This window comes from Blastococcus atacamensis, assembly GCF_002938425.1.
Taxonomy (GTDB): domain Bacteria; phylum Actinomycetota; class Actinomycetes; order Mycobacteriales; family Geodermatophilaceae; genus Blastococcus; species Blastococcus atacamensis.
This window is the reverse complement of sequence record NZ_POQU01000031.1, coordinates 16,946-37,855: the sequence shown is the minus strand read 5'-3', so window position 1 is coordinate 37,855 and position 20,910 is coordinate 16,946. Positions and strand designations below refer to the sequence as shown.

Annotated in this window: 21 protein-coding genes and 1 tRNA gene; 10 read left to right on the top strand and 12 right to left on the bottom strand. The window is 73.3% G+C overall.

Annotated features, from left to right (window positions below):
* Positions 1-1,018: heparin lyase I family protein (locus C5508_RS09625; protein WP_157944052.1), on the top strand; the 1,018-nt coding region annotated here is incomplete at its 5' end.
* 64 nt (positions 1,019-1,082) lie between these two features.
* On the opposite strand, the gene C5508_RS09620 is transcribed toward C5508_RS09625, so the two are convergent.
* From C5508_RS09620 to C5508_RS09610, 3 genes are all read right to left on the bottom strand, one after another.
* Entirely contained in the window at positions 1,083-2,081 is a 999-nt protein-coding gene (locus tag C5508_RS09620; RefSeq protein WP_104524725.1) for an inorganic phosphate transporter, read from the bottom strand.
* Between the two features lie 21 nt (positions 2,082-2,102).
* Positions 2,103-2,720, bottom strand: coding sequence for a DUF47 domain-containing protein (locus tag C5508_RS09615; RefSeq protein WP_104524724.1), 618 nt, complete (start codon positions 2,718-2,720; stop codon positions 2,103-2,105).
* 108 nt (positions 2,721-2,828) lie between these two features.
* Complete coding sequence (locus C5508_RS09610; protein ID WP_104524723.1) at positions 2,829-3,392, bottom strand: sigma-70 family RNA polymerase sigma factor; 564 nt, start codon at positions 3,390-3,392, stop codon at positions 2,829-2,831.
* Between the two features lie 72 nt (positions 3,393-3,464).
* Here C5508_RS09610 and C5508_RS09605 point away from each other — a divergent pair, with 72 nt between their 5' ends.
* Genes C5508_RS09605 through C5508_RS09585 form a run of 5 tightly spaced genes read left to right on the top strand, consistent with a single transcriptional unit; the run spans position 3,465 to position 8,378 of the window.
* Complete coding sequence (locus tag C5508_RS09605; RefSeq protein WP_104524722.1) at positions 3,465-4,109, top strand: zf-HC2 domain-containing protein; 645 nt, start codon at positions 3,465-3,467, stop codon at positions 4,107-4,109.
* Positions 4,106-5,881, top strand: coding sequence for a copper resistance CopC/CopD family protein (locus C5508_RS09600; RefSeq protein WP_104524729.1), 1,776 nt, complete (start codon positions 4,106-4,108; stop codon positions 5,879-5,881). The genes C5508_RS09605 and C5508_RS09600 overlap by 4 nt, the downstream gene beginning before the upstream one ends.
* Before the next feature lie 36 nt (positions 5,882-5,917).
* Positions 5,918-6,649 carry a YcnI family copper-binding membrane protein gene (locus C5508_RS09595; RefSeq protein WP_104524721.1) on the top strand — a complete coding sequence of 244 codons (732 nt, stop codon included), beginning with the start codon at positions 5,918-5,920 and terminating at the stop codon, positions 6,647-6,649.
* A complete protein-coding gene (locus C5508_RS09590) occupies positions 6,646-7,317 on the top strand; it encodes an SCO family protein (RefSeq protein WP_104524720.1) in 672 nt (223 codons plus the stop codon). Before C5508_RS09595 ends, C5508_RS09590 begins: the two co-directional genes overlap by 4 nt.
* Positions 7,314-8,378 carry a hypothetical protein gene (locus tag C5508_RS09585; RefSeq protein WP_104524719.1) on the top strand — a complete coding sequence of 355 codons (1,065 nt, stop codon included), beginning with the start codon at positions 7,314-7,316 and terminating at the stop codon, positions 8,376-8,378. The genes C5508_RS09590 and C5508_RS09585 overlap by 4 nt, the downstream gene beginning before the upstream one ends.
* A gap of 196 nt (positions 8,379-8,574) precedes the next feature.
* Here the strand turns inward: C5508_RS09585 and C5508_RS09580 are convergent, their stop codons facing one another.
* From C5508_RS09580 to C5508_RS09565, 4 genes are read right to left on the bottom strand one after another with little or no spacing between them, the layout of a single operon-like run.
* Complete coding sequence (locus tag C5508_RS09580) at positions 8,575-9,399, bottom strand: phosphocholine cytidylyltransferase family protein (RefSeq protein WP_232797029.1); 825 nt, start codon at positions 9,397-9,399, stop codon at positions 8,575-8,577.
* Complete coding sequence (locus tag C5508_RS09575) at positions 9,377-10,510, bottom strand: CDP-glycerol glycerophosphotransferase family protein (protein WP_104524717.1); 1,134 nt, start codon at positions 10,508-10,510, stop codon at positions 9,377-9,379. The genes C5508_RS09580 and C5508_RS09575 overlap by 23 nt, the downstream gene beginning before the upstream one ends.
* Entirely contained in the window at positions 10,507-11,289 is a 783-nt protein-coding gene (locus tag C5508_RS09570) for an HAD family hydrolase (protein ID WP_232797028.1), read from the bottom strand. Before C5508_RS09570 ends, C5508_RS09575 begins: the two co-directional genes overlap by 4 nt.
* Before the next feature lie 44 nt (positions 11,290-11,333).
* Positions 11,334-12,956: a mannitol dehydrogenase family protein gene (locus C5508_RS09565; RefSeq protein WP_198597996.1), complete on the bottom strand. Its 1,623-nt coding sequence runs from the start codon at positions 12,954-12,956 to the stop codon at positions 11,334-11,336.
* A gap of 421 nt (positions 12,957-13,377) precedes the next feature.
* Between C5508_RS09565 and C5508_RS09560 the strand changes: the two genes are divergently transcribed.
* The 4 genes from C5508_RS09560 to C5508_RS09545 all read left to right on the top strand — a co-directional run bounded on the left by C5508_RS09560 (position 13,378) and on the right by C5508_RS09545 (position 16,190).
* The gene (locus C5508_RS09560) at positions 13,378-14,163 is read left to right on the top strand and encodes a M23 family metallopeptidase (protein ID WP_104524715.1); all 786 of its coding nucleotides are present in this window, start codon (positions 13,378-13,380) and stop codon (positions 14,161-14,163) included.
* Between the two features lie 106 nt (positions 14,164-14,269).
* A tRNA-Ala gene (locus C5508_RS09555) sits at positions 14,270-14,342 on the top strand.
* 136 nt (positions 14,343-14,478) lie between these two features.
* Complete coding sequence (locus C5508_RS09550; RefSeq protein ID WP_104524714.1) at positions 14,479-15,348, top strand: SGNH/GDSL hydrolase family protein; 870 nt, start codon at positions 14,479-14,481, stop codon at positions 15,346-15,348.
* Positions 15,349-15,422: 74 nt separating this feature from the next.
* Entirely contained in the window at positions 15,423-16,190 is a 768-nt protein-coding gene (locus C5508_RS09545) for a ScbR family autoregulator-binding transcription factor (RefSeq protein ID WP_104524713.1), read from the top strand.
* 40 nt (positions 16,191-16,230) lie between these two features.
* Here C5508_RS09545 and C5508_RS20705 read toward each other — a convergent pair whose 3' ends face one another.
* The 5 genes from C5508_RS20705 to C5508_RS09520 form a co-directional block, all read right to left on the bottom strand.
* Entirely contained in the window at positions 16,231-16,569 is a 339-nt protein-coding gene (locus C5508_RS20705; RefSeq protein ID WP_198597995.1) for an AfsA-related hotdog domain-containing protein, read from the bottom strand.
* Between the two features lie 274 nt (positions 16,570-16,843).
* Positions 16,844-17,116: a flagellar FlbD family protein gene (locus tag C5508_RS09535; protein WP_157944050.1), complete on the bottom strand. Its 273-nt coding sequence runs from the start codon at positions 17,114-17,116 to the stop codon at positions 16,844-16,846.
* 134 nt (positions 17,117-17,250) lie between these two features.
* A complete protein-coding gene (locus C5508_RS09530) occupies positions 17,251-18,555 on the bottom strand; it encodes a hypothetical protein (protein ID WP_104524710.1) in 1,305 nt (434 codons plus the stop codon).
* Between the two features lie 73 nt (positions 18,556-18,628).
* A complete protein-coding gene (locus C5508_RS09525; protein WP_104524709.1) occupies positions 18,629-19,057 on the bottom strand; it encodes a cupredoxin domain-containing protein in 429 nt (142 codons plus the stop codon).
* On the bottom strand, positions 19,054-20,892 hold the full coding sequence (locus tag C5508_RS09520; protein WP_104524708.1) for a hypothetical protein: 1,839 nt from the start codon (positions 20,890-20,892) through the stop codon (positions 19,054-19,056). The genes C5508_RS09525 and C5508_RS09520 overlap by 4 nt, the downstream gene beginning before the upstream one ends.
* Positions 20,893-20,910 lie beyond the last annotated feature (18 nt).

Sequence of the window (20,910 nt, the reverse complement as noted above, 5' to 3'; positions counted from 1 at the left end):
CCTCACCGCCACCGTCCAGCCCGACCGCCGGGTCGTGCTCGACTGGAGCGACGTCGAGAACGCCGACGCCTACCCGGTCTACGAGCGGCGCACCGCCGGCCGCGTCACCACCGTGACCCAGTCCACCCGGACCTCGTCGCCGCTGGCGCCGGGCGACTACTTCTACGCGGTCAGCGCGGTGGTCGACGGGGTCGAGTCCCAGCGGTCCGCCGAGGTGAAGGTCACGGTCCTGCCCGAAGGCAGCACGCAGCCGCCAACCACGGACGCCGGGTCCGAGCCGGACGAGCCGGTGGCCCAGCCGACCCGCGTCTGGGACTACGAGGACGGCAAGCTGCTCCCCCCGTGGTCGGAGGTCCACGCCCTGAGGAGCGACCAGTACCGCGTCACCACCGAGAACCCGTACCCCGGCACCACGGCCAGCGCCGAGTTCAACGTGCGGCGTGGTGACACCGGCTGGAACGGAACCGTGGGCACCCTGCGCTCGGAGGTGCGGACCACCATCGCGGAGTCCGGATCGCCGGGTGAGGGGACCGACCAGTGGTGGGCCTGGCCGACGTTCTTCCCGGCCGACTTCAACTGGGACGAGCGGGGCCAGGGCCTCATCTTCACCCAGTTCCACCAGACCTCGAACTCCGGACAGCCCAACATCCACTTCTGGTCCGACGTCAACGAGGACCTGCGCCTCGACGTCCGGGGCGGTACCGGTGGCCGGACTTCCGGGGATGCGCAGTTCGCGCGGTCCTACAACCTGGGCGACCTGGCGCTCGGCGAGTGGAACGACTTCATGGTGCACATCGTCTGGTCGAGCGACCCGGACGTCGGCCGGGTCGAGGTCTGGCACCAGGGCGACCTCGTCCACTCGGCCAACGACGCCACCCTCTACGTCGGTCAGTCGGCCTATGTGAAGCAGGGCATCTACAGCGCCGCCGGGACCTACCGGCAGCACTTCGTCAAGCACGGCCCGCTACGCCTCGGGGACTCCCGTGCGGCCGTCGAGAACCTGCCGCCCCTCGACTAGTCGCATGACCGCTGCCCGAACATGAGCCGGCCCCCGTCGCGGAGCGCGACGGGGGCCGGACGGGTCAGACGACGGCGGCCGTGAGGAAGTAGGCGATCGCCGCGACGGCGCCGGCGGCGGGCAGCGTGACGACCCAGGCCACGACGATGTTGCCCGCGACGCCCCAGCGCACGGCCGAGAGCCGACGGGTCGAGCCCACACCCATGATCGAGGTGGTCGTGATGTGGGTGGTCGACACCGGGACCGCGAAGACCGTGGCGGTGGTGACCATGACGCTGGAGGCCACCGTCTGCGCCGCGAAGCCGCCCGCCGGGGTGAGCTGGATGATCCGGCGGCCCATCGTCCGCATGATGCGGAAGCCGCCGGCGTACGTGCCGGCGCTGATCGCGGCCGCAGCGGCGAGCACGACCCAGAACGGGACCTCGAAGCTGTCGATCTCGCCGGCGGTGAACAGGGCGAGGGTGATGATGCCCATCGTCTTCTGGGCGTCCTGCATGCCGTGACCCAGCGCCATGGTCGCGGAGCTGAGGATCTGCGCGTACCGGAAGTTGCGGTTGGCCTTCGAGACGTTGACCCGCCGGAAGGTCCACAGCAGCGCGAGCATGAACAGGTAGCCGAGACCGAAGCCCACGAGCGGCGACACGATCATCGGGATGATGACCTTGTCGAGGACGCCCATCCACTGGACCGAGTGCGCCGCCGCGAGCGCCGCGCCGACCAGGCCACCGATCAGAGCGTGCGACGAGGACGACGGCAGCCCGTACCACCAGGTGATGAGGTTCCAGGTGATCGCGCCGATGAGGGCGGCGAAGACGATCTCCAGCCCGTTGTTGCCCTCGGGCGGGTCGATGATCCCGGCGCCGACGGTCTTGGCGACCTCGGTGGAGAGCAGCGCCCCGACGAGGTTCATCACCGCGGCGAGGGCGAGCGCGACGCGGGGGGTGAGCGCCTTCGTGGAGACCGCGACCGCGATCGCGTTCGCGGCGTCGTGGAAGCCGTTGGTGTAGTCGAACGCCAGAGCGACCAGGACGATGATGATCAGACCGATGAAGGCCGCGTCCATCAGAAGCTGTCCATTCGGGCCTCAGGACTCCTTGACGGCGATCGTCTCGACCACGTTGGCGAGGTGCTCGAACGCGTCGGCGGCCTCCTCCAGCTGGTCGGCCACCTCTTTGAGCTTGAGGATCTCCAGGGCGTCGAACTCCCCGCTGTAGAGCCGGGACAGCAGCCGCCGGTAGAGCTTGTCGGCCTCGTTCTCGATCCGGTTGACCTCGATCCAGTAGTCGGAGAGGTCCTTGAGCGTCTTCAGCCGGGGCATGGCCTCGGCGGTGGTCTGCGCGCAGCGCTGCAGGAGGGCGACCTGCTGGCCCATCTCGGCAGGCAGGGTGCCCAGGCCGGTGAGGATCACCAGGTCCGCGGCTGCCTCGACGAAGTCCATGACGTCGTCGAGGTTGCTGGCCAGCGAGTAGATGTCCTCGCGGTCGAACGGCGTCACGAAGCTCGTGTTGAGCTGGCGGAAGATCGCGTGCGTGTGCTGGTCGCCGACGTGCTCGAGGTCGCGCAGCCGACCGGCCAGTTCCTCGCGCCGTGCGTGGTCGTGGATGAACTCGCTCAGGACGTCGGTGGCCGCCACCAGGTTCTCCGCGGAGGCGGTGAACAAGGGGTAGAAGCTCGAGTCCTTGGGCGACAGGCTGAAGGGCACGCGGGGGCTCCGTCTCGGATGTGGGCACGGACCGTGGCCGCCCGGGGCGGACGCAGGGCCGTCGGGCAGCATAGGTCGCCCGCCGGTTCCCCGTCGTTCACCGGGGCATCAGATGTGAGCGGTATCGCCCCGGCGCGCGTCCTCGCTCCCCCCGGAGAGGGACGCCACGAGGTCCGCGCGAGCGCGCGCGACACGCGAGCGGATCGTGCCCACGGGGCAGTCGGCGACCTCCGCCGCCTCCGCGTAGGAGAGCCCCAGCAGCTGGGTGAGCACGAACGCCTCCCGGCGGTCGGCGTCCAGGCGGGCCAGCAAGTCGGACACGGTCGCGCCCTCGCCGACGGCGTCGTCGGTCGCGTCGGGGGCGAGCAGCTCCAGGTCGGAGGCCTCGCGGACCAGGGTGAGCCGTCTGCGGCGCCGGGCCCGGACGGCGTCGGCGCAGACCCGCCGGGCGATGGAGAGCAGCCAGGTGCGCAACGCGGACCGGCCCTCGAAGCGGTGCAGGGCGGCGAAGGCGCGGAGGTAGGTCTCCTGCGTCAGGTCGTCGGCGGTGTCGCGGTCGCCGAGCGCGGCGCACAGCCGCCAGACGTCGGACTGCGTCTCGCGGACGAGGGTGGCTGCGGCCAGCGGGTCGCCGTCGGCGGCGTCCGCGGCGATGCGCGCCAGGTCGTCCATGTGCTCGTCCTCGTGCGGGAGAAAGTCCCGCGGGGCGGGAACCGGACGGCGTCCGGCGACGACCAATGAACCATGTCCTGCCAGAACTGCCGCGAAGCGCTGTCCGCGCGCCTGGACGGCGAGCCCCTCGGCCTGCCCGCCGACGAGCTCGACGGGCACCTCGCCGCCTGCTCCGACTGCGCCGCCTGGGTGCGGGTCGCGGAAGTGGTGACGCGCCGCGCGCGACTGGCACCCGCGCCGCCGGTGCCCGACCTGACCGCCACGGTGCTGGCCGCCCTCCCGCGGGAGCTCCCCGGAGCCCGCGCGGCCGCCCGGTCCCGGCTGGCGGTCACCGGGCTGCGGCTGGTGCTGCTCGCCGTCGGTGTCGCCCAGGCCGCGCTCGCCTGGCCGGTCCTGGTCTCCGGAGCCGGGGCGATGAGCGCACCGGTGCACATGGCGCACGAGACGGGTGCGTGGAACGTGGCCCTGGCGGCGGCCTTCCTCGCCGTGGCGGCCGCTCCCGGGCTGGCGGCCGGCGCCTTGCCGTTCCTGGGGTCCTTCGCCGCGCTGCTGGCCGCCGTGACCGTGTCGGATCTCTCGGCCGGCCACGTGCACGCCGACCGGGCGGTCGCCCACCTGCTGCTGGTCGCCGGGGTGGCCGCCGTCGCCGTCCTCGCGTGGCGCGGACGCCGTCGGCGCGAGGCCCCCGCGGTGGCCGACCGGCGGGTGACCGCGTGAGGCGGACCGCGCTCCTGCTGGCCCTGCTGGTCACCGGCTGGCTGGGTGCCGGGGTGGTGACCGCCGATCCCGCTGCTGCCCACGCGTCGCTGGTCTCCACCGAGCCGGGCGAGGGCGCGCGGCTGGACGCGGCGCCGGGAGCGGTGACCCTGCGGTTCAGCGAGGGCGTCTCGCTGGGCGCCGGGTACGCGCGCGTGCTCGACGGTGACCAGCAGCGGGTCGACGCCGGAGCTGCCGAGGTCGAGGGCGCCGTGCTCACCATCCCGCTGCGCGGGAACCTCCCCGACGGCGGCTACCTGGTCACCTACCGCGTCATCTCGGCCGACTCCCACCCGGTGGCCGGGGCGTTCTCCTTCGCCGTGGGCGACGCCGAGCTGCTCGCGACCGGCGGCGAGGCGGCGCAGGACGACACCGATCCGGTCGTCGGTGCGCTGCTGCCCGTGGCGCGGTGGCTCGGCTTCGCCGGCCTCGCCCTGGCCGTCGGGCTGCCCGTCCTGGCCGCGACGTGCTGGCCGGCCGGCTGGGCGGCACCCCGGCTGCGGCGTGCCGCCTCGCTCGGTGCCGTCGCCGTCGTCATCGGCGCCCTGGCGACGTTCGTCCTGCAGGGCCCCTACGCGGCCGGCTCAGGACCGGGCTCGGTGGCCGATCCCGCGCTGCTGGGCGCCACCCTGCGCTCCGAGGCCGGCTGGGTGGCGCTGGTCCGGGCAGTCCTCGCCATCGCCCTCCTGCTGGTGCTGCGCCGGATGCCCCGCCGTCCGGAGACGCCGGGGCGCCCGCTGCTCGTCGCGGCTGGTGCGCTCGCGGGAGGGCTCGTCGTCGCCACCGCGGCCACCGGTCACCCCGTGGCCGGTCCGTGGCCGGCCCTGGCGGTCGTGGTGGCCACGGCGCACGTCGCCGCCATGGTCGTGTGGCTGGGTGGTCTGGCCGGCCTGCTCCTGGCCCTGCTGCGACCTCCGACGCCGCCGGCGGAGGTGGCGACGGCGCTGCCCGCCTTCTCCCGGCTGGCCTTCGGTGCGGTCGGTGTCCTCGTGGTCTCGGGGATCGTGCAGTCGGTGCGCGAGGTCGGCTCGCCGTCGGCCCTGGCCGCGACCGGCTACGGCCGGCTGCTCATCGGCAAGCTGCTGCTGGTCGTCGTGATCCTGACCGTCGCGGGCGTCTCGCGGGTGTGGGTCCAGCAGCGGCTGGGCATCCGCCGGCCCCGTCCGCGCCGGACGATCACCGTGCACGCCTTCTCTGCCGCCACCACGGGCGAGCCGGGACCCGAGGAGCTCTCGGCCGCCGCGGAGCGCGACCGCGCCCAGGCGGAGAACGCCGCGGATCACCTGCCCTCGCTGCGCCGGTCGGTCGTCCTGGAGGCCGGCCTGGCGGCGGTGGTGCTCGCCGTGACCGCCGTCCTGGTCGGCACCCCACCGGCCCGGTCGGCCGTCGCCCAGCCGGTCGACACGGTGCTGCCGCTGCAGGGCGGCACCGCGGCCGCCTCGGGCACCGTGCAGGTGTCGGTCGACCCCGCCCGACCGGGGGAGAACTCGCTGCACGTCTACCTCTTCGATGACGCCGGCCGGCTCACCCAGCCGATCGAGATCCGCGTGACCCTGACCGAGCGGAGCCAGGAGATCGGGCCGCTGGACGTCGACCTCGAGCCTGCCGGGCCCGGCCACTTCGTCGGGGACGGCATGACGATCCCCGGCGCCGGCACCTGGTCGCTCACCGTCACCGTCCGGCTCGACGAGTTCACCGCCCTCACCGCGGCCACCGACTTCCCGGTGCGCTGATCCCGCCTCCGCACCCCCCTCGACGACAGGAGTTCCGTGTCCCTGCCCCGCCCGCTCGTCCGTCTGGCCGTCCTGCTGACCGCCGTCGGAAGCGCCCTCGCCGGCACCGTCGTGCTCGCCGCGTCCGCCTCGGCCCACGTGACCGTGTCCTCCGCGGACGCCGTCCCCGGTGGCTACGGCAAGCTGACGTTCCGCGTGCCCAACGAGAGCGAGACGGCCAGCACCGTGGCGGTGCGGATCCAGATCCCCGCCGAGGCCGCCCTGGGCTCCCTGCGCGCCCAGCCGGTGCCGGGCTGGACGATCACCACCACGACCGCCGACCTGGCCGAGCCGCTCGAGGTGCACGGGCAGGAGATCAGCTCCTACGTCTCCGTGGTGGAGTTCCGCGCGGCCGCGGGCGGAGGAATCGACCCCGGCCAGTTCCAGGAGTTCGCCCTCTCCGGCGGCCCGTTTCCCGACACCGACGCACTGGGTTTCCCGGCGATCCAGAGTTACAGCGACGGTAGCGAGTCGGCGTGGATCGAGCCGACCATCCCGGGCCAGGACGAGCCCGAGCGCCCCGCGCCGGTGCTGTCCCTGACCGCCACCGCCGACTCCGGAAGCCCGTCGACGGCGGACACCGCGACCGGTGACGAGGCGGCCCACGAGGGCAGCCACACCGACGACCCGGGTGCGCTCGCCCTCTTCTTCTCCATCCTCGCGTTCCTGACGGCGCTGGCCGGTGTCGTCCTCGGCGTGCGCGCCAACCGACGTACCGTGTCCTCGTGAGTTCCGCCGTCCGCCGCCGTACCCGTCGCTCGCTCCCGGCGCTGCTCCTCGCTGCGGGCCTGCTGGTGGCCGGCTGCGGGACGTCGGCGGAGGCCGACGGCGGCGGCGACCACGACCACTCGGGCGACCCGCCCGCCACGGTGGAGGGCCCCGAGGACCGGTACGCCGGGCTCGACCTCACCGAGCCCTACCGCCGGCCGTCGTTCACCCTCACCGACACCACCGGCGCGAGCTTCGACTTCGCCGAGGTCACCGGGGGGCGCCCCACCCTGCTGTTCTTCGGCTACACGCAGTGCCCCGACGTCTGCCCGACGACCATGGCCGACGTCGCGGTGGCGCTGCGCGGTCTGGACCGGGAGCTGGCCGAGCAGGTGCAGGTGGTGTTCGTGACGACCGACCCGGCCACGGACTCGCCGGAGGTCCTGGGCGAGTACCTGGGCCGGTTCGACGCCGACCTGCCGACCTCGTTCGTCGGTCTCACCGGCGACCAGGAGGCCATCGACCAGGCGCAGCTCTCGGCCGGCGTGCCGCAGGCCGAGGACGACGGCCGGCTGCACTCGACGCTGCTGCTGCTGTACGCCGAGGACGACGAGGCCCACGTTGCCTTCGACGCGGAGAACACCGCCGACGACATCGCCGACGACCTCCGGCTCGTGGCGGGCGCGTGAGCCGCGGGCCGGTGCGCCTCCTCGTCGTCCTGGCCGGCGCCCTCGCGCTGCTGGGCGTGGCCGGTCCCGCGTCGGCCCACGTCGGGGGAGAGGCGGCCGGCAGCGACTTCGACGCGCGGATCGTGTCGGTGACACCGGGCCTGCCCGGCGTCACCGTGCGCATCCTGCAGTTCGGCGACGAGCTCGAGCTGGTCAACGAGTCCGGCACCGACGTCCTCGTGCCCGGCTACTCCGACGAGCCCTACCTGCGCATCGGCCCCAACGGGGTCTGGCGCAACGCGCACAGCCCGGCGACCCATCTCAACCTGGACCGGTACGGCCGGGCGAGCATGCCGGCGGGCGTCGATGCCGACGCCGAGCCGGCGTGGGAGCAGGTGTCCACCGAACCGGAGTACGTCTGGCACGACCACCGCACGCACTGGATGAGCGAGGGCGTGCTGCCGCCGCGGGTGGCGGAGGACCCCACCCGGAAACACCTGGTCTCGGAGTGGCTCGTGCCCCTGCGGCACGGGAGCACGGAGGCCGAGGTCGCCGGGGTGCTCACCTGGAGCCCCCCGCCGTCGCCGTGGGCCGTGTGGCCGGCCGTCGCGGCGCTCGCGCTGGCCGCGGCGGCCGCGGGGCTGCTCGCCCGCAGCCCGCGGCTGCTGGGTGCCCTGCTCGCGCTCGGCGCAGGGGCCGCGCTCTGGCACGCGCTGGCGACGCCGGAGCCGTCGGTGACCGTCGGCTCGCACGCCGGCGCCCTCGTGTCCGCGCTGATGCCGGCCCTCGCCGCCCTGGGATGCGCCGTCCTGGGCGTGCGCGCGGCGCTGCGCGGCCGGGGCGTGATGACCGGGCTGCTCGCCGTCGTCACCGGCTGGCTGCTGCTGGTCCAGGGCCTGCCCGACGTCGACGTGCTGTGGACGGCGAACGTGGCCTCCGCGGGCCCGCAGGCGGTCGCCCGGATCGCGGTCGCGGTCCTGGCGACGCTGGGGATCGGGTTGGTCCTCGGGGGGATCGCCGCCGCCCGGCGGTTCCGCGAGACCGACGCGTCGCCGGCGCGGGTGGCGAAGGCCGCCGCCTGACCGGGCTGCGGCAGGTGGGCGCGGTGACGCGGCGGGGCGTGCCGTCGACCGTGTGGCCGGCCGCCGCACCGCGAACGCGACGTCGCTGCCCGACCCCGGCCCCGGTCCCGACACCGGCGGCGGGGGCGCGCCGCCCCGGAACGCGCGAGGCGCGCGCCCCCGAAGGGGACGCGCGCCTCGACGGCCGACCCGGGGATCAGCTCAGCTCGGCCACGATGTTGGGGGCGTCGCCGCCGAACAGCGAGTTCGCCCGCTGCAGGTCGCCGTCGAAGTCGACCTCGACCGCGGCGTACTGCGAGATGTCCACCGGCAGCACGCGGAGGCCACGCTCGGCGATCGCGGTCTCGATGGCCCGCTCGAAGTAGTCCTCGTGCGAGCACTCGTCCAGGTGCTCGATGAGCGTGGCCTTGTCGGCGGAGGAGATGTAGTTGATCCCCACCGCCTCGCCGAGCCCACCGCGGACGATCTTCGACAGCTCGCGGATGCAGCCGTCCTCGTCGAGGGTGTACTTGACCTCCTCCTCGGCGACCGTGCTCGTGTCGACGCAGACGAAGCTCTGGTCCGCGACGATGTAGGGCAGGGCGACCTCGAGGACGGCCGGGTCGAAGACGACGTCACCGTTGAGCCACAGCACACCGCCCTCGCGGGTGGTGCGCAGACCCCGCAGCAGGCTCTTCGACGTGTTCGTCACCGCGAAGTCGGGGTTGTACGTGAAGAGCAGCTCGGGAGCCGCCTTCATGATCCGCTTGCTGCGGTAGCCGACGACCGCGGTCACCGACACGTCGGTGCCGAGGACGGAACGCAGCCCGTCGAGCTGCCACTGCATGATGCTGCGACCGTCGCTGAGAGGGGTGAGCGGCTTGGGGTCCTTGCGGCCCAGCCGGGTACCCATGCCCGCGGCCAGGATGACGACCTGGACGGACTGCGTCTGCTGTCGGCGGGGCGTCGTGCGGGCCGACAGGGGGGATCCACCCCGACGCTTGGGGTTGAGGACGTGGTCACCGGTCCGCACTGACATCATCTCCTTCAGGGATGTTGCTGGTGGTCTGCGCGGACGCGGGAGCGGCCGGCAGGATGAGGTCGAGGACGCGCTCGGTGGCCGAGCCGTCCTCCAGGTGGCAGAACGTCTCCTGGAAGCGGGCGTAGCGCTCCGCGTACTCCGACCGGATCGAGTCCAGGTCGGCGATGGCGGTCACCAGCTCACGGCTGTCGCGCACCAGCGGGCCGGGCGCGACGTCCTCCAGGTCGAAGTAGAAACCGCGCAACTCGTCGCGGTAGCTCTCCAGGTCGTAGGTGTAGAAGAGCAGTGGCCGGCCGGTGATCGCGAAATCGAACATCGTCGACGAGTAGTCGGTCACCATGAGGTCCGCCGCCAGGTACAGGTCGCGGATGTCGGGGTGGCTGCACACGTCGTGCACCGCGGAGCCCTCGACGATCTCCAGCCGGTCCATGACCATGTTGTGCAGGCGCAGCAGCAGCACGTGGTCCCCGCCGAGCCGGGCGGAGAAGTCCTCGAGGTCGATGGCGAACTCGAAATCCTGCGACCCGGCACCAGCGAAGACCAGGTTGTCGCGCCAGGTCGGCGTGTACAGGACGGCCGTCTGGCCCGGCTCGATACCGAGGTCGGCGCGCACCTTGGCCCGCAACTCCTCGCGCTCCGGGCTGCTGAGCAGGTCGTTGCGCGGGAGTCCGGTCTCGTGGATCGGCCCGGTGAACCCGAAGGCCTTGCGCAGCCGTTCGGTCGTGACGGCGTTCGGGGAGAGCAGCAGGTCCCAGCGGGCGATGTCCTGGTCCAGGTAGGCCAGCCGGCCCTCGGGGGCCCACAGCACGTCGTTGTGGATGCGCTTGAGCATCGTGCCGTGCCACGTCTGCACGTAGGTGGCGCCCGGCTTCTTCTCCCAGTCCAGCGGGATGTGGTCGTTGGAGATGACCAGGTCCGCGGCCTCGAGGGTCGCGATGCACTCCGCCGATCCGAACGGCACCGTGTCGATCCCGGCCGGGAAGGTGGCCGCGGTGTGCTCGGCGGCCAGCCAGGTGTGCGTGGCGTCGACGCCGCGCTCGAGCAGGGCCTCGTAGAGCGCGCGGGGGCTGTCGGAGAAGTGGCCGCGGAAGGCGACGTAGACGATGTTCACCGGGCCACCCCGCTGAGGGCCTCGCCGGTGGACCGGCGACCGGCGAGGACCGGCAGCACGAGATCGGCCAGCTCCTGCCAGGACTCGACGACGGTCAGGGCCCCGGCCGCCAGCAGCGCCTCGGCGCGCTCGGCGCGCTCGTCGGGCAGCACGAACAGCAGGTTGCCGATGGTCGGGCACCCGGCGCTCACGGCCGAGCGCACACCGGCCACGGCGTCCTCGACGGCCAGTCCCTGCTCCGGCTCGATGCCGAGGTCCGCGCAGGCGTGCCGGTAGACCGCCGGGTCGGGCTTGCTGGTCGGCGTGGGCAGCGAGTCCTCGGCGCTGTACCGCCGCGCGGGCGGCAGCAGGTCGTCCAGGCCGGTGGCGGTGAAGCAGGCGGCCAGCCGGGAGAGGGCGCTGGAGCTCACCACGGCCAGTTCCAGGGAGGAGGCCAGCGTGGCCAGCGCCGCCCGGGTCGGCTCGTGCGGCGTGAGGGTGGCACCCAGGTGGGCGGTCACCGCCCGGCGCTCCTCGGCGACCCAGGGCTCGATGTCGGCGTCGGGAACGCCGGCGTCGGCCGCGAGGGTCAGCGCCGTGGTCCGGAAGTTCATCCCGGTGGCCACGGACCGCAGCTCGTCGGCCGTGTACCGGCGGTCGATGCCGACGGAGGCGAGGAAGGCGTTGGTCACCTCGGCCGACGCGTCGAACGCCGGCTCCTCGGACGGGAAGAGGTTGCCGTCGGCGTCGCAGAGCAGGTACTGCACCCGCTCGATGAGCGTCGGCGGAACGGTCGGCACCGGATGGGCTCCCTTCGGGGTCGGACGAGGTCGGGGATCGGCGGTCACCGGGGGAGTGCTGCCGGCTGGAGGGATCGGAGGGCGACCGTCGCCCGGGCGCCGAACCGGTCGAGCGCGACGAGGGTCTCCTCCAGTTCGTCGGCGAAGCCCGGGACGGACCCGAGATCGCCGAACACCGAGGTCTCGCGCAGCAGAGGTCGCGGGTCCGTGCCCCCCTCGCGTGCCAGCGCCCGCAGCCGGTCGCCGAGCGTGTCCTCGAGGGGGAGGGGCCGGCCGGCGTCGTCGGTGCCCCGCAGGTACCGGATCCAGCCGGCGACGGCGAGGGTGAGCAGTGCGTGCGGGCGCTCCTCCTCGAGCGCCTGGCGCAGCGAGGGCAGCAGGTGGTGCGGCAGCTTCGTCGAGCCGCGGCGGCACAACCGGGGCAGCCCGTCGGCGATCGCCGGGTTGGCGAACCGCTGCAGCAGCGAGCGCTTGTAGTCGGACAGGTCGATGCCGTCCGGAGGCGGAAGGAGCGGCGTCACCTCGACGTCCATGAGCCGGGCGACGTAGCCGGCGAAGACCGGGTCGGCCATGACCTGGTCGAGGCTGCTGTGACCGGCCAGCGAGCCGAGGTAGCCCAGGGCGCAGTGGCTGGCGTTCAGCAGTCGCGTCTTCATGAGCTCGTACCGGCCGACGTCGGGCACGAACCGCACGCCCACCTCGTCCAGCGGCGGGCGGCCGTCGGAGAAGGTGTCCTCGATGACCCACTGCGAGAACGGCTCGGTGATGACCGGCCAGCGGTCGTCGACGCCGTAGCGCTGGGCCACGGCCTCCCGCTCCTCGGGGGACGTATGCGGCGTGATGCGGTCGACCATGCTGCTGGGGAACGCCACGCGGTCAGCGATCCAGCGCGCCAGCACCTCGTCGCGGAGCCGGGCGAAGCCGACGACGGCGGTGCGCGCGGCCCGACCGTTGCGGTGCATGTTGTCGCAGGAGACGACGGAGAACGGCGCCAGGCCGGCTCGTCGACGGCGGTCCAGCGCCTCGACGATGAAGCCGAAAACCGTGCGCGGGCGGGACGGGTCCTCGACGTCCGAGCGGATGTCGGGGTCGTCGGCGTCGAACAGGCCGGTGCACGGGTCCAGGCGGTAGCCGCTGTCGGTGATGGTCAGCGAGACCATGCGGGTGCGCTCGTCGGTGAGCAGGTCCAGGACGGCGGCGGGGTCCTCGGGAGCGAAGTGGTAGCCGACCATGACGCCCACGACGCGCGCCCGCTCGCCGTCGGGGCTGCGCTCCACCACGGTGTACAGGTGGTCCTGCGGCGCCAGGGCGTCCTTCATCGTGCGGCTGCGCAGGCCCACACCGATGACACCCCAGTCGGTGCTGATGCGGCGCTCGGCCAGCTCGTCGAAGTACACCAGCTGGTGGGCGCGGTGGAACCCGCCCACGCTGAAGTGCACGACGGCCGGCGTGAGGGCCGAGCGGTCGTAGGTCGGAACCGCGAGCTGCCCGCCGTGGTGGGACAGGGTCGCATCAGCGAGCGGCCGGATCTCGGCGGCCGCCGCGACGTTGAGGGCCGTGCCGGACGCGGTGGCGGTCATCGGGACCGCAGGTGCGGTCCCGGAGGGAAGAACGGTCGCGGTGGACCCGGTGGTGGCCGGGAGGGGCAGGAACTCGGCCTGCGACATCGCATCCCTCCTTCTTCTTCTGTCCTGGGCACGGCGGATCGGACCCGTTCTCGTTCCGGGTACGAGTCGATCAGCAGTACACGGGTGTGCTGGGGTGCCGCGCAACTACACCCGGCGCCGCTTCACGAACGCGGGAGGCGCTGGGGCGGCGCGGGATGTTTCACGCCGGAGAACCGGGATGCCCGAGCTGGACCGTTCGCAAACCAGCACGGCATCGCGAGCGGGGTGCTCGTGATCATAAACGCCCGGACGGGGATCCGTTCGTCATCGACAGAGTGACAGATGTGACGGCAGGGGCTGGTGGTGCACATCACTCCGGCGTGTCCTCGGTGACGCGTCGAACGCGGGGTCACGAACGGGTCACGGAATGTTTCGATGTCTGCGGTCCGACGGGGACCGCGGAGCGCGAGACGGACGGTGCATGGACGCGAAGCTCGGCCAGGAGGCCCGTACGGAGCTGCTCGGAGTCGTGGCTCCCAGCACCGGTCGATCCGCTGCCCGGCGGGCACGGCCAGCGTCCGGGCCCTACCCGAGGCGTCGGCCGGCACTGCTCCTCGGTGCCCTGCTCGCCGGCGGCGTCGCGGCCTCCGTGCTGGGGCTGCAGGGCGCTCCGGTCGCCTCGGCCGACGCCACCTCCGTGATGGAGGCCCAGGACGCGCTGCTCACCACGGACGAGGACGTCGAGATGCTGCCGCAGGCGTCGATCACGGTCGCCGAGGCGCAGGCCCGCCTGCAGGAGGTCGCCGCCTCGCGGACCGCGCGCGACGAGCGCCAGGCGGCGGAGGCCGCCGCGGCAGCGGAGGCTGCGCGACCGAAGGCCGTCCTGCCCGTCGACGGCGCCCGCTTCACGAGTGGGTACGGCGGCCGATGGGGCACCTTCCACTACGGCATCGACCTGGCCGCCCCGATGCGAACCCCCGAGTACGCGGCGATGGACGGCGTCGTGCTGCGGGCGGGCTCGGCCAGCGGCTTCGGCCTGGCCGTCTACATCCTGCACGACAACGGCGACGTGACGGTCTACGGCCACATGGACAAGATCCTCGTGGAGCCGGGCCAGTTCGTGGAGGCCGGCGAGACCATCGCGCTGCTCGGGAACCGGGGGCAGTCGACCGGCCCGCACCTGCACTTCGAAGTGCACCAGGGCGGCGTCGGTGGCAAGAAGATCGACCCGGTGCCGTGGCTGGCGGCACGCGGCGTCGAGGTCTGACCGGCTCGTCGGGTCGGGGCGCGACACCGGCCACCCCTGTGCGGGGTCGGCTCGGGCGCCCTGTACAGTTGCTCCCGGCTCGAACGCACCAGATCGGGCCGGGTTCGGGGCTGTGGCGCAGCTGGTAGCGCACCACACTGGCAGTGTGGGGGTCAGGGGTTCGAGTCCCCTCAGCTCCACCCGAACGAGCAGGCCGTCCTCCTTCCGGAGGGCGGCCTGCTGCGTTTCCGGCGACGACTACCTGTGACGTGCGTAACCAGACACCGTCTCGACCGTTGATCCGCGCACAGTGCCCCCCAGCCGACTGGAGGAGACGTGCGCCGTCTCGCCGCCTGCATCCTGGCCGCCGTCGCGGTCCTGCTCGGTCTCGTCGTCGCCCCCGCAGCGCAGGCCACGCCCAAGGCGCCGCCGGCGCCGCTCCAGTACGTCGCCCTCGGCGACTCCTACAGCGCCGCCTCCGGCGTCCTGCCGCCCGATCCGACCGCCCCGCCGCAGTGCCTGCGGTCGATCCGCAACTACCCGCACGTCATGGCGGCGGAGCTCGGCGCGCAGCTGACCGACGTCACCTGCGGAGGCGCCGACACCGGTGACTTCCGCGCCTCCCAGTACGACGGCGTCGCCCCGCAGCTGGACGCGCTGAGCCGGAGCACCCAGCTGGTCACCATGACGATCGGTGGCAACGACAGCGGCGTCTTCATCAACTCGATCCTGTCCTGCGGCGCCGCCGGCCTCTCCACGCTCGGCCAGGGCAACCCGTGCCAGCAGAAGTACGGCACCTCCTTCGAGGACACCGTCCGGACCACCACGTACCCGGCGCTGGTCCAGGCGCTGCGGGACGTGAAGAAGCGGTCGCCGAAGGCCGAGATCGCGATCCTCGGCTACCCGTGGATCCTGCCGGCCGCGGGCGGCTGCTTCGACAAGATGCCGGTCGCCGAGGGCGACGTGCCCTACCTGCGGAGCCTCCAGGCCACCCTGAACGACGCGGTCCGGCGCGCCGCGGCGGCGACGGGTGTCACCTACGTGGACCTCTCCGCGGTGTCGGAGGGCCACGACGCCTGCCAAGCGCTCGGCGTCCGCTGGGTCGAGCCGGTGCTGCAGGGCACCAACCCGGTGGTCGTGCATCCGAACGCCCTGGGCGAGGCCGCGATGGCTGCCCAGACGCTGGCGGTGCTGGGGCGCGGCTGACCCGCCCGTCCGCGCCGGCCCTCCTCCCGCTTCGCTGCCGGGAAGGGGGCCGGCCGCGCGTCTCACCCGCCCAGATGAGAGGGACACCCCTACTCGCAGGTAATGCCGCTACGCTCGCCCATCGCGAGCACGCCGGACGATGGAGGAACGCAGTGGTCGAGCCGGTGGACACGGAGCCGCCCGGAGCTGCACCTGCCGGTCGTCGTCCGCGCGGCCGGGCCAGTGACAGTGCCGCTACCCGCCGGATGATCGTCGAGGCCGCCGCCACGCTCTTCAGCACCCGCGGCTACGCCAGTGCCTCCCTCAACGACATCGTCGCGGGCACGGGGATGACCAAGGGCGCGGTCTACTGGCACTTCCCCTCCAAGGAGGAGATCGCTCTCGAGATCGTGCGGCAGATGTACGCCAGCTGGCCGCCACTGCTCGGCTCGGTCATGGCGGTTCACGCGAACGCCCTCGACGCGCTCGTCGCCTGCACCTACAAGGCCGCGGAACAGTTCAGCAGCGACCTGACGACGCAGGCGGGGAAGCGGCTGCTGGCCGAGCTCCCGGCCGACGCCCTGGCGAAGCTCCCGCAGCCCTACGTCGGCTGGCAGGGGGCGCTCTGCTCCCTGATCACCGACGGGCAGCGGCGCGGTGAGATCAACGACGCGGTCGAGCCCGAGGGCACCGCGCAGGCCGTCGTGGCCAGCTTCTTCGGCATGCAGCAGGTGTCGTGGGAGCTCACCGGCCGCCGCGACCTGGTCGGGCGACTGGACAACTTCTGGAAGCTGGTGCTGCCTCAGCTGCGGCCGGCGGCCGGCGGCGCGGCCGCCGCGGACACCAGCGGCGAGGCCGGGTAGGCCTCCACCGTCCCGCGGGCGACGACGCCGGCCGGCTGGGTCACGACGATCTGGACGCCGGAGTCCGTCGGGAGGCGACCAGGGTGGTGGCGACGCCGAGCTCGGCGAACCGCTCGAACCGCAGGTCGGACCCCCACTGCCCGGCAGGTCCCCGGTCGGCGGGTCGCCCGGCCCTGAGGGCGGCGTGGATGAGCAGCATGCCTGGCAGGTGGTCGCTCGGGTGGTCGAAGAACGTCGGGTGACGGGGTCGACCTCGAGCAGTGACGCCCCGACGGTCGTGGACGGCAGGGTCTCGCCGGACGGGCGGGGGCCGGGCAGCACCGGTGCGGCCGAGCGGAGCCGGGCGTAGACCTGGAAGACAGGATGGGTGCGCGGCCACTGCGAAGCCAGTGCCACGAGATCCGGCCCGAGCGCTCGCAGGTCGGTGATCAGCACCTCGGGGAGTGCGGTCTTGTGCACCAGGCGCCGGTCGACCGTCTGCCAGGTGCTCAGCGACCGCCCGAGGGCCGCGGCCTTCCCAGGGCTCAGCAGGTCCCGCTGGTCAGGGCCCGTCGCCGGCTCGGGCGCCACCGGAACATCTCCTCGCGGACGGTCGGCACTGGCCGGCGGAGCCTACCGGCCAACCGGTCGGTCGCCGCCGTTCCGACCCATCCTCAGTCCGAGGAGGCGCTGCGCGACCCGTGCCGCCGGGCGAGCTGGGTCGCGGTCGGCGTCGCGGCGAAACCGTTGACCAGCCGGGCTCGGGCGGCGAGGGTGCCGGCTCGGTGGCGGCTGATGGAACGCAGCAGCTCGTCGAACCCGGTCTCCAGGACGTAGTGCGTGCCGTCGGTCAGGACGACGAGGGTGTCGCCGGTCCGCTCGATGCGCTCGATGTGGTCCGGATCGACGGAGAAGTGCTCGCCGTTGCGGCAGGTGACAGCGATCACGGGAGCGGTCCTTCGGGTCGGCGACAGGAGCCGGCGCGCAAGCCGGTCGTGCACCGGGGACATCGACGTCCCTGGACCGGAGCTGGAGACGCGAGCCCGCCGGCACTCCCTTTCGGGTGAGCCGACCGGGCGGCTCAGAACCCGAAGAGGAGGCCCAGACCGCCCACCGTGAACAGGACCATGACGATCACGAGCGGCAACTGGTCCGATGCCCGCGCGTGGCGCTCGGAGAGCAGTGCCCGCTCGTGCGCCAGGGTCACCCCGGCGACGTGCCCGGCGATCACCCCGCCCACCTGGACGTAGGCGATGGTGTCAGGGCTGACGGCGGTGAGGTCGACGACGTTGCCGTACGTCCCGAACAGGTCCACACCGGGGATGCCGAACGGGTTGCTCGCGAGGATCCACGTCGTCTGCCCGTCCAGGAGCAGCAGGCTGAAGTAGTGGGCCACCGTGTAGCCCAGTGCGATGGGGACGACGGTCGCGGCGTACCGGCGCGGCTGCACGCCGAGGGGCTGGCGGGCCAGCCGCCCGGAGAGCCGGGTGCCCAGCAGGTAGAGCCCGCCCACCAGGGCGATGCTCAGCACCAGCCCCGCGGTGCCGGAGAAGGAGTCGTTCGCCGCTCCAGGACCGGTCTGCCACCAGACGGTGCGGGTGAGGCCGTCGAACGCCGTCGAGCCGAGGATCACGACGACGACGGCGGCGAGCCCCGGGGTCTCCGGCGTCGCCGTCGCGTTGGCCAACGGGTTGCGGACCACGATCCGGCCGTCGTCCCGGCGGCCCCACGGGGACAGTCGCGCGATCAGCGTCGAGTAGACCTCGAAGCCGTCGCCCTGGGCGAACCAGCCCGGGCCGAACCAGAGGGCCAGGCCGGTGTGCACCACTCCGTAGGCCATGAGGAACGCCGCCACCGTCGCGGGCTCCGCGCGGCCGGGGTAGACCAGCTCGAACCACAGGAAGACCAGCAGGGACGCCGCCGCGGGCCAGAGCCCCAGCGCGGGCAACCGCCCCCCGCCCGGGGCGGACCGGACGAGGCGGCTCAGCCCGGCGTGCAGGAGCCGCAGCGGGTTCACTGCCCGCCAGACCGGCCCGAGCAGCAGGCTGGCCGGCACCAGCCCCACCCAGAAGGTGATGTAGAGCGCCCAGGGGGCGAGGTTGCGCCGCGTCTCCGGCGGCCCGGCCACGGCGGCGGCGACCACGACCCCGAGGAGGACGAGCGCCATCCCCTGCAGCGCCCGGCGGGTGGCCGCGCTCTCCACGAACCGCTGGACGGCCGGCGGCAGCGGCCGGCCGGACCCCGGCCCGCCCAGCTTGGGTGAGCGCCACAGCAGCAGCAGTGCGGCGAAGCTGATCAGGATCGCCGCACCGGCGCCGTACAGGGCCAGGCCGAGCGGGATCGGGAGGTCGGTGCGTGACCCGACCCCGTGCGCGAGCAGGTTCACGGGGTCGTCTCGCTGTCGCTCGCCGGCTCCGTGCCCCAGGTTGCTCTGCCGTCTCGTGACCTCGCGAGCCCGGTCACGAGACCTGCAGCGTCAGCAGCACCGTCCTGGCGTCGTGCAGCTCGAGCTCGAAGACCCCGGGGATCGTCGCCTCGAAGCTCAGCTCCACGGGTGTGCCGGCCGGGAGGTCCGCGGTCACGTCGTAGCCGTGCAGGTGCACCTCGTCCGCGGTGTCACTGGTGATCGTCACGGTCACCGGGTCCCCCAGCGGAACGGGCACCCGGCCGGTGTCGCCGGCGAGCTGACCGCCCGCGACCTCCACCGTCAGCGCCGTCCCGGCCGGCTCCGCGGGGGTCGTGGCGGCCGTGCTGCCCTCCGTCGCACCGCCCGAGGTGCTGGACGCGGCCGAGCTCGACCCGGCCGCGTCCAGCACCTCGGTGCCGGCGCAGCCGGCGAGGACCAGCGAGAGGGGGAGGAGAGCGGCGGCCAGGACCCGCCGGCTCATCGGCCCACCGTGCCCGTCGCGGTGGTCCCCTCGGCGGGGCTGTCCGCCGGGGCGTCGGCGTAGGGCTCCCGCACGCTGGCGCGGCGGGCGTACCGGCCCACGCCCCAGGAGATGGCGGCGATCAGTGCCAGCGTGCAGGCGAGCACGACCAGGTTGGAGATCGTCCACAGGCCGCCGGTCGCACCGTTCAGCTCGCGCTGCAGGATCTCGACCTCCGGGATCGCCGAGCGCGTCATGCCGTCCTCGGCCGGGACCTCCTCCTCGCCGATGGCCTCGTCGGCCGGGAGGTAGATCGGCACCGCGGTGAGGGTGCGCCCGTCGTGGATGCGCAGCAGCGTCTTCCACGTGCCGTGCAGCGGCACCGGCTCGGCGGTCCGGTACGTGCCCTCGCCGGTGCGCTCGAGCTGGGTGACGACCAGGCCGTCGCCCTGCCAGGCGGTGATCTGCACCCAGGCGGGGTCGTCGACGAAGTCGGCCGGGTCGATCTCCACGGTGACGTTCGCGGTGCGGGGCTCGGTCTCGACGTCCTCGATGCCGAACGTCGCCTCGACGTCGCCCGGGACGGTCGCCATCAGGCCGTTCGCGACGGCGGCGGCCAGGACGAGCACCGAGCCCACGACCACGGTGCGGGCGATCGCGGGGCGGGGCAGCCGGCGGCGCAGGCCCGAGGCGAGCAGCGCGCCCAGCAGACCACCGACGATCCCGCCGACGACAGCCATGAGCGTGCCCTCGACCAGGATGTCGCTGTTCCAGGACAGGGTCTGGGTGAACTGGGTCCAGCCGGCCTCGGTCGCGTGCCCGACGGTGCCGACCAGCACGCCGGCGACCGCGCCGAAGACCAGGGGTCGGCGCGCGAGGGACACCGACAGGGCGAGCAGCTCGACCAGGATCGCCGAGCCCAGGTAGAGCGGGAAGGACGGGGTGATCTCCCCGAACGCCGGTCCCACGATCAGCGAGATGCCGCCGCGGATGACGAGGAAGAAGGCGACGGCGGCGAGCGCGCCACCACGACCCATGAACAGCCGGGCGGCCACCAGGGCGAGACCGGCGGCTCCGGCGATCATCAGCGGCTCGAGGACCAGCCGGAACTGGGGGACGTCGAAGTCGTACTCGCCCTGGAACACCGACAGTCCCAGCAGCAGACCACCCATGGCCGAGGCCTGGCGGAGGAAGCGCGCGGTCTGGCCGACCTTGCGGTCGCCGTCGTCGGTGGAGAGCCCGCCGTGGCCCTCCTGCTCGAGCAGCAGCAGACCGATGATGGACAGCCCGGCGCCGCCGATCAGCATCAGGTGCGTCGGGCCCCACAGCGTGACGTCCTGGCCGAACATCCGGTGCCAGACGTCGTCGAGGGGGAAGCCGAGCAGGGCGTAGAAGCCGGCCGTGGTGAGGATCACGCCGCCGACCGGGACGTCCCAGCCGCGCAGGAAGTGGACGGCGGCGGGGCCCGGCTTCTCGTCCAGCGGCATGGCGCAGGCCAGGATGCCGCCGGCGAAGACGCCGAACAGGCCGAAGAGGATGAGGAAGTGCGCCGGGTTCGCCAGCGGTCCCTCGTCCCGGCCGATGCCGATGTGCAGGCTGATGTCCCACAACATGCCGAGGAGGGCGACCAGCAGCGAGATCGTGGTGAGGACCGTCGGCAGCGCCACCCAGGCGGGCACCCCGGTGGCAGAGCCGAGCCGGTTCCCGATCCGGGTCAGGACCGCCGAGCGCCGCGTGCGGTGCAGGAAGACCAGGGCGAGCAGGACCGCGGTCAGACCGAGACCGATCCCGGTCGCCAGCAGCACCTCTCCGATGGCGGCGCCCCCGGCGGGGCGGGTCTCAGCGGCCAGTGGCATGGCACTCCCTCGAGGCAT